Here is a 12,866-nt window from a genome sequence, read left to right as displayed (position 1 = left end):
TTTTAACATCAATTTTATCCTTTTAAATTCTATTTTTGTTCAATAGCCTACACCATGAAGAAAAATAAAAGCTGCGATTTACAAACCTGTTTCATGTGTAAACTCTCTTTGCAAGAATGGCATCCAGCAATAGCCAGTCACAAGCAAAATTTCACAGCTAAAAAAGGCGAATTGATCATTAAAGAGGGCGATCCAGTAACGGGTGTTTATTTTGTAACTTCTGGCAATGTTAAGGTTCATAAAAAGTGGGGCGATAAAGAATTAATCTTGCGTTTTGCTAATGATGGTGCTATTTTTGGTCATAGAGGAATTGCCTCTAACCTATCTATTTATCCAATCTCTGCAACTGCATTAGAAACTACTACACTTTGTTTTGTACCTATCGATTTTTTTAAGGCAACCTTAAAAGTTAATCACGAGTTTGCTTACGGAATGTTAATGTTTTTTGCTGATGAATTGAATGCATCGGAAAAGAAAATGCGAAACTTGGCGTTAATGTCTGTAAAAAGCAGGTTAGCAGTAGCGATATTAAGCTTAAGAGACCAATTTGGCTTAAATGCCGATGATTGCCTAAATTTAGAGTTGAGTAGACAAGATTTAGCCGCATATACTGGCGCTACCTACGAAACTGTTTTTAGAACAATGAATGAATTAATTGCCGAGAAACTGATTTTGTTAAAGGGCAAAATGATTAGTATTGCTGATGAACAAGGCTTAAGAGATTTAAGTAACCAGATTAAATAATGATAGGTTTAGTACTTTGTGGTGGCCAAAGTGAGCGAATGGGTTCAGACAAAGGAATCTTATTGGCTGATGGTCAAACTTGGGCAAGCCTAGCAGAAGAAAAACTGAAAGCACTAAACCTTCCTATTCAGTTTTCAGTTAATGCCAATCAAGAAAGCAATTATGGCAACTTATTTCAAAAGGAAAACCTCATACCTGATGATCTAACTTTAAATATTGGCGGACCATTAAAAGGGGTTTTATCGGCTCATTTATCAGCACCTGCCGAAGATTTATACGTTTTAGCTTGCGATTTGATTAAAATGGACATCAGCTTAATGAATAGACTGATAGATGAAAAGAAACAGTATCCTGATTTTGATGCTTATGTTTACCTAAACAATGAATTTTACGAACCTTTATGTGGTATCTATACAGCAAATGGTTTAGCCAAGATCATGAAGCTGTACAACAAGGGGAACTTGAAAAAACACAGCATGCACGCTACGCTAGATTTGCTGAATACTTATAAAATAAACTTATCTGCTGCTGAGCAAGGTTATTTCAAGAACTTTAACTCCCCTAGCGAGCTTAATAAGTGAAGTAAGTTTCGTCATTCCCGTGCAAACGGGAATCGTAATGCGTTAGAAAGGAGAGCAGGATTAATAAATAGCTGTGCAGTCGCATTAAGATGCCTCCCGATTTTATATAGGGAAGCATGACGAACTACACGAGTTACAAAACTTGAAGCGCCGTCTTTTCTACTTTTAAGAACTTGGCTTTTTCATTCTCACATAGTGAACAACAAAAGTTAGCAGGTAAATCATCGAATTTTGTACCTGCAGTTATGCCTTGTGTCATGTCTCCTAAATCTTCACTATATACCGTGAAACAATCTCTACATTGATATAAAAACTCTATTTCCTTAGGCACAGATTGGTTGGAGCCTGTTTGGGAAACGAGTTGTTCACTTTTAACTTCTAACCTAGTTTGATAGAACTTAAGTACTGCCCTACGCAATTGCTCTGGCAATAATGATTTTGGATTACCCTTACTAAAAACAAAGCCAGTACGCTCATTGGGATTAAAGTTTTTAGCACATAAGATGTCATAAACAGCAAATAGCTTTATCCCTAAAAAATTAAGTAAATGCCTTTTTCTAATCAGGATACTACTAAAAACCTCACTCTTTTTTCTTGTTTTTATGCCAAAACAAATCCCGAAAGTACGCGTATCATTTACGCTTAAATGTTTAACTAAATAGTTCTTTAGCTCCAATCCTTCTACACAATGGTCTTCTACCTGAAAGTTCAATTCGTTTGCCGCATGGCGCATGTTCACTTCAAATTCTTCTAATAATGCATTCCAAGATTGTTTATCTTGTTCGTCAATTCCTTTAATGATAATGGTTTTCCAAGAGGTACAGCAAAGCTGCCCCAATTTGGTTTCTAGGCAGAGCAAACAGATTTTCTTTAAAAAATCAACGGAAAACAGCTCATCTCGTCGGTAAATGCCTAACCAGTATTTATTGTTGTAACGATTTAATCCTTCGTAGTAAGGTAAATTGAAAGCAGAAAGTGAAACTGGGTTTTCAGCTGGTTTAATGATAAAACCTGAAACATCCAATGCAGCAAAAAGCTTTTCACCTTTTGCTTTTTCGTTATCAATAAACGCATCAGGATTGGCATTAATAATGGCTTCTATTTTTTGAGTTAGCGATGCGATATTGTTGGTATAACAAAGTTGATTCCATTCGTAAACTACATTGGTTTTAGGAAAACGAATAATCAGATGCCAATAATGTGCCGATTGCGAAGAAGCTACCCAATTGATGTTTCCGGTTAACATTGGCGTAAAACTTTGATTATTATCGCAAATATTTACCTTAACCGACGGCCTAAAATTAATGGCATCAAAAATATCCTTATATACACCCTCGGTTAGCCAAGTATTACGAATAAATATTTCTTCTGCAGGATAAGAACTAATGATGTTTGGAAAATGATGGGTATCAACTTCGTAATCAATACCTAGTTCATCCAGGTCCTCAGTAAATGTTTCTAAATTATAAGATTCTAAATCAATCAGTAATTGCTGTCTTAAACCAAAGCGAACATACCTTAACCTCACCTTTGCGGCTGCAACAAGGATATTGTAAAGGCCTCCAGGAGAAATAATGCCACCAGGAAAATTGATGATAACCGTCTGTTCCATATTCGCTAGCTTAATCCAAATTCTACCATTGCCTTTGGAAAGTTTTTATTCTCGTGCCCAGGCCTACATAATTTTAATAACACAAAACGCTGCATATCTGATAAATCCCTCCATTGAATCAAAGAAATCTTCAAGTTAAGTTCTTGTAATTTCTCTGTTAATATGGGCTGGATTTGATCCAATTCCCTCCAAACAGGTGCTGTATCAACAGCAATAATTGTAGCCTCATTATTAGTATATTTTTTAATCAGGGTAACTAAATAACCATGATAATTATTGAGGGCTGCTGAATTTGAAATCGGCATAATGGCTAATTCTACTCTTTCATCAGCACTAAACTTACTCCATTCTGCAAGCTTTAATTTGATACCAACGGCATCCATCTTAAAACGAACAACCATTGGTATGCAACGAACATTATCCTCAATAAAATCTTCTTCGAAATTGAAATATTCAATTCCTTTCAAGTTTATAAATTCAGATGGTTCGATAACTTTTTTCATAACTAATTAACTTCTACCAATGCAGGTTCAACATCACTCTTCATCACGTTTACAAATGAATCTAAAATAGCCTTAACTTCTGGTCTACAACTGCCGCAACCCATACCTGCCCCAGTGAGTTGACAAAGCTGTAAATGATCTGTGCAACCATCCTTAATTTTATTAATCAAATTTCCCTCGCCAACGTTATTACAACTACAAACTGTTTTGCCAATAATGGGTTCAGCCGTATTTCCACTCCTTAATAATTGAAGTCGTTTTTCACTCAACTCCATCTTATTTTCTATCAAGTTTCTAAACTCTAAAAACTCACTCTTATCTCCAATTAAAATAGCACCTACCAATTTATCATTGTGTACTATGCATTTTTTGTAGTAGCGCTTGGCACGATCTATAAAAACGATTTCTTCATAAGTTGGATCTTCATTTGGTATTTCTGCCAAACCTAAACAACAAACAGCTAAACTGTGCATCTTTAAGATATTCATTAACAAACTTCCACTGTAATATTTAGCAATATCACCACAAAGAAATCTGGCAACAATTGCCGCTTGTTGTTCTGCTGCAGCTGTTATCCCGTAAAGTTCGCCATCAAATTCTGCAATTTCGCCAACCGCAAAAATATCCTTTTCGCTGGTTCTCAAATATTCATCAACTACTACTCCTCTTTTACAGTCAATTCCAGCTTCCTTAATCATTTCTATGTTAGGTACTGTACCAATGGCGATAACTAATGTTTCGCAATCAATGAGCAAGCCACTTTTTAAACGAATGCCCGAAATGTTTTGGTCTCCAACAAAACGATCTACTTCATCGTTATAAAATATGTCTATGCCTTTGCTTATCAATTCCTCATGCAAAAGCTGGCTACCTAAAGCATCCAATTGCCTACCCATCAACCTCGAAATCCTTTGAATGATGGTTACTTTTGATCCAGTTTCTGCTAAAGAAGTTGCCAATTCAATCCCCAATAAACCACCACCAACAATAATCACCCTGCCTGTGGTTGTATCAATGTGTTTTCTAAAGCCATCTGCATCATCTCTGCTTCTCATGGTAAATATACCACCCAATTTCGGAATGTCCTTTAAAACAAATGCCCTACTGCCGGTAGCCAATAACAATACATCGTAATTATGGATTACGCCATTGCTATCTGTTACGGTTTTATTTTGTTTATCAATCGTTTCGATACCTAAGCCACGATGTAACTTAATGTGATAATCATGCTCTTCGTTATCGCTCATCTTAATCAGGTTTTGCCAAGGTAAAGTGCCAATGATATAATCGGGCAATAAAACCCTGTTATAAAAAGGGAAATTCTCTTTACTAAAAATCTCTATATCGTCTGTAGTGTTTAATGCCCTGTAACTCTTCACAAACCCACAAGCCCCAGCTCCCGCACCAATTACAATAATTTTCTGCCTTGCTTTTTGGTAAGGTTTAACTTCTACAGCAGTGAACTTAAAATCAGGTTCTTTACTAATGGGATCAACCAAGTTATTGGTCAAGTTATTTACCCTGTTTAAATCGCTACCTAAAATCTTTCCCCAGTGCATCGGCATAAAAACAACGCCAGCTTTTATATCATCAGAAAATTTAGCTTTAACCCTTACATTTCCTCTCAAGCTTAACACTTCAACTACATCATTATCCGCTATACTTCTTGCTTTTGCATCAGCAGGATTAATCTCTAAAAACGACTCGCTAATATGTTGGTTAAGCTTATTTACCTTGCCTGTCTTGCTTCTGGTATGCCATTGATCTCTAATTCTTCCTGTAGTTAAAATTAATGGATGTTCTGGCGTTAGCGGCTCCGACTGGTTTTCATCACCAAAAGATTGAATATTTGCTTTTTGATCTGGTGTATAAAATTGATGGTCTGTAAATAATCTTGCAGTGCCAAAACCTTTCTCTTCCTTCGGATATGGCCATTGAACGGCACCTTTTTCTTTTAAAATTGTATAACTTAATCCGCTGATATCAATGTGAGTTCCTGCCGTTAGTGCAGCGTGTTCATCATAAATTGCTGATGAATTTTCATAATCAAAACCCTTAAAATTCATTTTTTTGGCAAAACGACAAATGATTTCTGCATCTGGAATTGCCTCTCCTGGAGCTTCAACTATTTTACTGAGGTAAGAAATATAACGACCAGCATTGGTCATTGTACCTTCTTTTTCAGCCCAAGCTGCCGCTGGTAAAACAACATCAGCATATTTTAAAGTTTCAACTTTATTGCTGATATCTTGCACCACAACAAATTTGGCTTTTTTTAAACCTGCTTCTGCTATCCGAACATCTGGCAAACTAATAAGCGGGTTGGTACATAAAATCCAAACTGCTTTCAACTTTCCTGTATTCAGCTCCTCAAACATTTCAGTGGCTGTTAATCCTGGTTTTGCACTAATTGTTCCCAAAGGAATTTGCCAAAACTTTTCTACCTCATTTCTGTGACTTTCATTAGTCAAGTTTCTATGCGCAGGTAACAAATTACTTAATCCACCAACTTCTCTACCGCCCATTGCATTAGGTTGTCCGGTTAAAGAAAATGGACCACTGCCAGGTTTGCCAATATGACCAGTAATAAGGTTAAGGTTAATTAACGATAAGTTTTTATGGGTACCAATTACACTTTGGTTTAAGCCCATTGTCCACATGGTGATGAAACCTTTGGTATTTCCTATAAAAGATGCCGCGATGCGTATATCACTTTCAGCTACACCACAAATAATAGCTGCTTCAAAAACGGATTTCTCAAAAACAGTTGCCTTATATTTTTCGTAACCATTGGTGCTGTTGTTAATGAAATCTTGGTCTACTTTTCCATCTTCTATCAAACACCTTCCTATGGCATGATGCAAAGTAATATCGGTTCCTGGATTTAACTGTAAATGAACATCGGCCAAAGAACAAGTTTGTGTTTTCCGAGGATCGCTTACAATAATTTTTAAGGATGGATTTTTTTCCTTAGCCGCTTCTACCCTTCTCCATAAAATGGGATGGCACCAAGCTGGGTTTGCACCCGAAACGAATAAGCAATCGGCCAATTCTAAATCATCATAACTAATCGGGACACTATCTTCTCCCAAACTCATTTTGTAGCCCATTACTGCGCTACTCATGCACAAACGGCTATTGGTATCTATGTTATTGCTACCTATAAAACCCTTGATCAGTTTATTTACTACGTAATATTCTTCGGTTAAACATTGTCCGCTAGCATAAAAAGCAACACTATCTGGACCATGTTTTTTAATCAGGGTTTTAAAAACTGCAGCCGTTCTTTCTAAAGCCACATCCCAACTTACCCTTTGCAAAGGCATATTCTTATTGTACCGCATTTGCGGATAAAGTAAACGATCAGTTTTATCGTTTACCGTATAATGCAAATTCATACCTTTGCTACACAACATACCTTTGTTAACAGGATGATTTTCATTACCCACCAACGTGATATTCTGATGCGCATCCTTAGTAACAACAATACCACAACCTACTCCGCAATAGCAGCAGGTTGTGGTTTGAGTTATTGATATGTTTTTTTCTAAATTCAATTTATTGATTTAATTCCTATGATTGATGATTTTAACCTATTCTCTATTTCTCATTCCCTATTTCCTATTCCCTATTTCCTACTTAGCAGTCGCCATATTCAAGTCTTCAATTCCTGAGCGCTTTTGTGCGGTAACGGTTCTAAAAACAAGCACCGCGATACCAATTCCTAAAATAATGTAACCCAGCAAGGTGAAAGCCGCCGTATAATCAATCAAATCTTTTTGAACGGTGACCCCGTTTTCTACTACGTTTTTAACAACGTGGGTCGCTTTAGCCTTGAACATGAAAGCAATTAACATGGCACCGATATTGCCTCCTGCACCTACAATACCAGCTACACTACCTACTGCCAGTGGATTAATAAAAGGAACTAAACTGTAAGTTGCTCCATTTGCCATTTTTAAGCTTATTCCAAAAATGAACATCATTAAAATAGCCATGCTAATGTTTCCTGATTTGGCAAACCAAACTATTCCAATACCTTCTACTAAAAGTAAAACAGATAGTAAAAGTGTTTTACCATCAAAACCCCAAGTCTTGCCAATTTTATCAGCAACAATTCCACCTAGTGGTCTGGCGAAAATATTAATCCAGCCAAAAATACCTGCAACCATTCCTGCAATGGCGATGGTAGATCCAAATGAATCCGTAAAAAAGATTGGCGCAAAATTATCTACTGTAATTTCTACGCCAAAACAAGCAGCATAGGCAATGGTTAAAATCCAGGTACGGTAATCTTTAGCTGCAAGTAAAAAGGTGTTTTTTGTGCTTTTTTCTGTTGCAGGTAAGTCTTTAAAATCACCTTTTGGACTATCTAACGTATAACGATGATATAAAAAAGCACAAACCAATAACATCACCCCTGGTACTATCATTGCAAACCTCCAACTATCTTCGGTACTGCAAAGACCAAGCGCCGTAAAGCCAGATGCAATTAAAGGCATAAAAAAGTTAGCTGCTCCACCGCCAGCATTACCAAACCCCCCAGCAGTGGCATTAGCCGTACCTTTAATATTTGGGGCAAACATGATTGAAGTATGAAATTGGGTAATTACAAACGAAGCACCTATAACGCCAATTGCTAACCTAAAAAGTAAAAAAGAAGTGTAAGAATGACTGGTACCAATGAGCAAAACTGGTATGGCACAAATGACCAATAACCAAGTATATATCAATTTTGGCCCGAATTTATCTATTAACCTACCAATTAATAAACGGGCAATAATGGTGGCAGAAACTGATGCAATTTGAATGTTACCAACTTGATCTTTTGTTAGGTGTAGTTGTTCCCTTGCTATTTTCATTAAGGGAGCCATCCCAAACCATGCAAAGAAACAAAAGAAAAAAGTAAGCCAAGTAATGTGAAAGGTTTTCATTTGAATACCTTTTAGCGAAAATATATTAAGCCTGCTTAAAGGCTGAGCGGTTATATTAGTCATGATTGCTTAATTTAAAGGAGTAATTAATTAAAATTTATAACCCAAGCCTACGCCCACATTCCATTTTCCATCTTTAGCTGCTGTTTTAGCATTATAGTAAAAGGGTACTTGTAAGGCTACATGGTGAAAAACAGCTGTAGCACCAAAACCTAAGTTTGGTGTTACCATGCTATTTTGTTTCGCACCAGGTGCAACCTTGTCTTCTTTTATTCTTAAACTTGGTAACATACCCACTAATATGGCGTAAGGTTTTTTAGCAAACTTTATACTTGGTCCTGCGCAATTGATGAAAGCGCCATTATCTACATATCCTGCTACAAAAATGCCATCAAATAAAACAGCTTTGGTTTGAGCTTTAACGGTAAAAAAAAGCATAGTTAATGCTAGGCAGCCAGTTAAGGCTACAAATTTTTTATAATTCATGATTTCAGTTTTTTGTTGGTTTAAATTGCGTATGAGTGGTTATTTCATACGATTATGATTTATTTCGGGTATTTCCCGATGTAGACAACTCCATTATCAATTTTAACAGGATAGGTTTTGATAGCGCCACATTCATCGCCGCTTAAACATTCTCCAGTATGCAATGAAAAAGTCTTTTTGTGGAATGGGCAGGCTACCTTTGGTTCGTCGGTAGTAGATCCAATCATTCCTCGGCTTAAAGCCATTTGTTTGCGGTGCGGACATTCATTCTGCGTTGCAAACCATTCATTTCTTCTTTTAAAATAAAAAAGGGCTATTTGTTCTTCACCATTTTTTACACAAACGCCGCCATTTTCTACGGCGTCTTCGACTCGGCAAGCTGCTAACCAATTTGATGTTTCTGTCATCTTCTTAGGGGTTTAGGGTTTGATAATCTGTTAATTGTGCTCTTATATTTGGTTAGACTGTTTTCCATTCTGCTACGCGTTTCTGTCCACGCATATCTACAAATTCGATGGTAGGATCTTTCTCCTCTGGTGCATTCACAAAGTGGGAAAATCTTTTCCTGATGGCAGGATTTTCTACTGCTTCCTTCCATTCGCATTTGTAAGAACTAATTAAATTCTCTATCTCTTGCTCCCACTGTGCAGCCATCCCTAGGCTATCGTTAATTACCACATTACGTAAGTAATCAATTCCGCCTTCCATTTTATTTAGCCAAGTAGCGGTTCTAGTTAATGGATCTGCAGTGCGGATATAGAACATCAAAAAGCGATCGATGTATTTGATACACGTTTCGCTATCTAAATCGGTAGCCAACAACAAAGCGTGTTGAGGTTTGCTACCGCCATTGCCACATACATATAAATTCCATCCTTTTTCTGTTGCTATGATTCCAAAATCTTTACTTTGCGCCTCAGCACATTCCCTAATACAACCACTAACAGCCGATTTAAATTTATGCGGCGCTCTAATCCCCCTATATCTTTCTTCAATTCTAATGGCATAACTTACACTATCATGCAAACCAAATCTGCACCAAGTGCTACCAACGCAACTCTTAACAGTTCTTAAACCTTTGCCATAAGCATGTCCGCTCTCAAAACCAGCTGCAATTAACTCTTCCCAAATAACTGGAAGGTCGTTGAGATGTGCACCAAACATATCAATGCGTTGTCCTCCAGTAATTTTGGTATAGAGATTATATTTTTTGGCTACCTCGCCGATGATGATTAATTTATCTGGTGTTATTTCTCCCCCAGGCACACGAGGAACTACAGAATACGAGCCACCCTTTTGTATGTTCGCCAAAAAACGATCATTACTATCTTGAGCCACATCGTTTCCTTTTTTAAGGATCATTTCATTCCATAAACTTGCTAATAGTGATGAAACTAAAGGTTTACAAACCTCACAACCATCATTTTTGCCAAATTCATTTAAAACTTCATCATAACTTTTCAATTCGTGGATATGAATCAAATCAAAAAGCTCTTGTCTGCTATAATTAAAGTGTTCGCATATTACATTTTTAATGTACTTACCTTGAGATTTAAAAGTATGAACCATTAAATCCTTAACCATAGGGATACAGCCACCACAACCGGTACCTGCTTTTGTGCATTTTTTAATATCGTCTAGGTTTTCGCAATTCAGATTGGTAACAGCCCCGCAGATATCGCCCTTGCTTACACCTTCACAACTACAAATCAACGCCGAATCTGGCAAGCTTACAATTCCTGCACCTTCAACACCATCACCTCCACTTCTACTACCAAAAATCAGTTCTTCTGGGTTTTCTGGCAATACAATCTTGTTATTGACAGTTTGCAACAGCATATTGTACGCCGTTGCATCACCAATCAATATACCTCCTAAAAGGTGTTGTCCATCATTACTTACATTTATTCGGCTGTAAATTCCTTTATGTTTATTTTCAAAAATGATTGTCCTACAATCTGGTTCATCAATAAAATTATCACCAAAGCTCGCTACATCAATTCCTATCAGCTTAAGCTTAGTACTCATGTCAAAGCCAGTAAACTCTTTATTGCCTTCGCACAAATTAGCCGCTAAAACTTCTGCCATTTCATATCCTGGCGCAATAAGTCCATAGATCATCCCATCATATAATGCACATTCGCCAATGGCAAATACAGATGGGTCATTAGTTTGCATTTTCTCGTTCACCAAAATGCCACCTCTAGGTCCAACTTCAATACCACAAGCTTTAGCCAATTCATCTCTTGGTTTTATACCTGCAGATATTACCAACATATCTACTTCTAGTTTTGTATCATCACTAAATTGCATAGCGATAATTTTTTCTTCACCTTCTATACTTGTTGTATTTTTATTCAAATGAATTTTTAATCCTAGATCTGCCAATTTAGATTTTAGCATTTCACTGCCAGCAGGATCTATTTGCCTCGGCATTAAACGAGGCGCAAATTCAATAATATGAGTTTGTTCAATTCCTAAATCTATTAAGGCCTTTGCCGCTTCTAAACCCAATAAACCACCACCTATCACAGCTCCCGTTTTTGCTTTTTTTGCAAACTCACTAATCAACTCTAAATCTTCTATGGTACGATATACAAAAACACCATCTTTTTCTACACCAGGTATGGTTGGCACAAACGCAGCAGAACCTGTAGCAAATACCAAATAGTCATAAGCATAACTTAAACCATCAGCAGCGTAAACCATTTTAAAATCGCGATCTATCTTAACAATCGGATTACTCAAGAAAAGGGTAATGTTTTGTTCTTCATACCAAGTTGCTGTAGATAAAGAAAGATCTTCTGCTGTTTTACCATTAAAGTACTCACTTAGATGAACACGATCATAAGCTCTCCTGCATTCTTCACCAAAAACAATTAAATCGAAAGACTCAGACTTAGATTTTAGCTTTTCGCAGAACTTGTATCCCACCATTCCATTTCCAATCACGATAATTTGAGCTTTTTTCATAATTTTTTAGTGTTTTCTTAAAATTAAACAGGTTTTCGCTTAGATATTATGATTTTTTAATGTAAAAAATTAAAAATCAATCATTTTTTCATACAATTTTCAATTTTAAATATATTAAAATATCAATTATATGATTTTTGATATTCAAATATAGACTCTAAAATCAAATAAACAATACTTTTTATGATTTTTATCATAAATAATTTAATTTTTAAGATATTTTTTATCATTTTTACGAAATAATACTAGAATATTTAAAATTATGGAAGTAAAAACGAACGATTTTGAAGTATTTATTGTAGGAGGTGGTCCAGGAGACCCAGAATTGATCACAATGAAGGCATATAATGTATTAAAAAGAGCAGATGTTGTACTTTATGACAACTTAAGCAACAAAGACCTACTAGAAATAGCACCAAAGTCTTGTAAAATGGTTTATGTCGGCAAACAACCTTATGGATGTTATACTCCACAAGAAGAAATCAACAGGTTAATTGTTGCACACACCAAAACGCATAAAGTTATAGTAAGATTAAAAGGTGGAGATCCTTATATTTTCGGAAGAGGCTTTGAAGAATTACTATATGCAGAAGAGCAAGGCATTAAAGTAACCTACATTCCTGGCATTAGCAGTATGCAAGGCGCTGGTTTCATGGACATCCCCTTAACACATAGAGGAATAAGTGAAAGTGTATGGATGATTACCGGAACAAAAAAAGATGGCAGCCTTTCTAACGACTTAAAATGTGCCATGAAAAGTTCGGCAACAGTAGTTATATACATGGGCATGAAAAAAATGGATGAAATCTCTAACACCTATATTAAAGGAGGATTAGGTTCAATGCCAGCAGCGATTATCCAAAATGCCACGCTTTCACATCAAAAACAAGTAATTTGTGAAGTAAAAGACCTTTCGGAAGCGGCATTAAGAGAAGGATTGGCCTATCCAGCTATTATCATTATAGGAAATGTGGTAAAAGCACGAGAGGTAATTTACGCAGCTCAAAATAGATTATTAGCCGTTTAAATATAT

At 36.4% G+C, this 12,866-nt stretch carries 10 protein-coding genes; 3 read left to right on the top strand and 7 right to left on the bottom strand.

All coding sequences use genetic code 11. The annotated features are described in order from the left end of the window. Positions 1 to 54 precede the first annotated feature (54 nt). Together EZ428_RS21460 and mobA are read left to right on the top strand one after the other, a co-directional pair. Positions 55 to 744, top strand: coding sequence for a Crp/Fnr family transcriptional regulator (locus EZ428_RS21460; RefSeq protein ID WP_131555397.1), 690 nt, complete (start codon positions 55 to 57; stop codon positions 742 to 744). Next, entirely contained in the window at positions 744 to 1,325 is a 582-nt protein-coding gene (mobA, locus tag EZ428_RS21455) for a molybdenum cofactor guanylyltransferase (protein ID WP_131555396.1), read from the top strand. Before EZ428_RS21460 ends, mobA begins: the two co-directional genes overlap by 1 nt. Positions 1,326 to 1,458: 133 nt before the next feature. On the opposite strand, the gene EZ428_RS21450 is transcribed toward mobA, so the two are convergent. From EZ428_RS21450 to nirB, 7 genes are all read right to left on the bottom strand, one after another. Continuing rightward, positions 1,459 to 2,937, bottom strand: a complete 1,479-nt coding sequence (locus tag EZ428_RS21450) for a rubredoxin (RefSeq protein WP_131555395.1) — start codon at positions 2,935 to 2,937, stop codon at positions 1,459 to 1,461. A 5-nt stretch (positions 2,938 to 2,942) separates the two neighbouring features. Then, positions 2,943 to 3,440 carry a nitrate reductase associated protein gene (locus tag EZ428_RS21445; RefSeq protein WP_131555394.1) on the bottom strand — a complete coding sequence of 166 codons (498 nt, stop codon included), beginning with the start codon at positions 3,438 to 3,440 and terminating at the stop codon, positions 2,943 to 2,945. A 2-nt stretch (positions 3,441 to 3,442) separates the two neighbouring features. Continuing rightward, on the bottom strand, positions 3,443 to 6,997 hold the full coding sequence (locus EZ428_RS21440) for a nitrate reductase (protein ID WP_205945789.1): 3,555 nt from the start codon (positions 6,995 to 6,997) through the stop codon (positions 3,443 to 3,445). Positions 6,998 to 7,075: 78 nt separating this feature from the next. Then, a complete protein-coding gene (locus tag EZ428_RS21435; protein WP_131555393.1) occupies positions 7,076 to 8,437 on the bottom strand; it encodes an MFS transporter in 1,362 nt (453 codons plus the stop codon). Positions 8,438 to 8,464: 27 nt separating this feature from the next. After that, positions 8,465 to 8,860, bottom strand: coding sequence for a hypothetical protein (locus tag EZ428_RS21430; protein WP_225871115.1), 396 nt, complete (start codon positions 8,858 to 8,860; stop codon positions 8,465 to 8,467). A gap of 59 nt (positions 8,861 to 8,919) precedes the next feature. Further along, complete coding sequence (gene nirD / locus EZ428_RS21425) at positions 8,920 to 9,267, bottom strand: nitrite reductase small subunit NirD (RefSeq protein WP_131555392.1); 348 nt, start codon at positions 9,265 to 9,267, stop codon at positions 8,920 to 8,922. A 52-nt stretch (positions 9,268 to 9,319) separates the two neighbouring features. Beyond that, positions 9,320 to 11,833: a nitrite reductase large subunit NirB gene (gene nirB, locus EZ428_RS21420; RefSeq protein ID WP_131555391.1), complete on the bottom strand. Its 2,514-nt coding sequence runs from the start codon at positions 11,831 to 11,833 to the stop codon at positions 9,320 to 9,322. A 262-nt stretch (positions 11,834 to 12,095) separates the two neighbouring features. On the opposite strand from nirB, the gene cobA reads away from it, so the two are divergent. After that, positions 12,096 to 12,860 (top strand): uroporphyrinogen-III C-methyltransferase, encoded by a 765-nt coding sequence (gene cobA, locus EZ428_RS21415; protein ID WP_131555390.1) that lies wholly within the window; start codon positions 12,096 to 12,098, stop codon positions 12,858 to 12,860. The last annotated feature ends 6 nt before the right edge of the window (positions 12,861 to 12,866 follow it).

Source organism: Pedobacter frigiditerrae, assembly GCF_004331645.1.
GTDB lineage: Bacteria > Bacteroidota > Bacteroidia > Sphingobacteriales > Sphingobacteriaceae > Pedobacter > Pedobacter frigiditerrae.
Note: the sequence above shows the minus strand (reverse complement) of the source record. Positions and strands in the feature narration are given on the sequence as shown.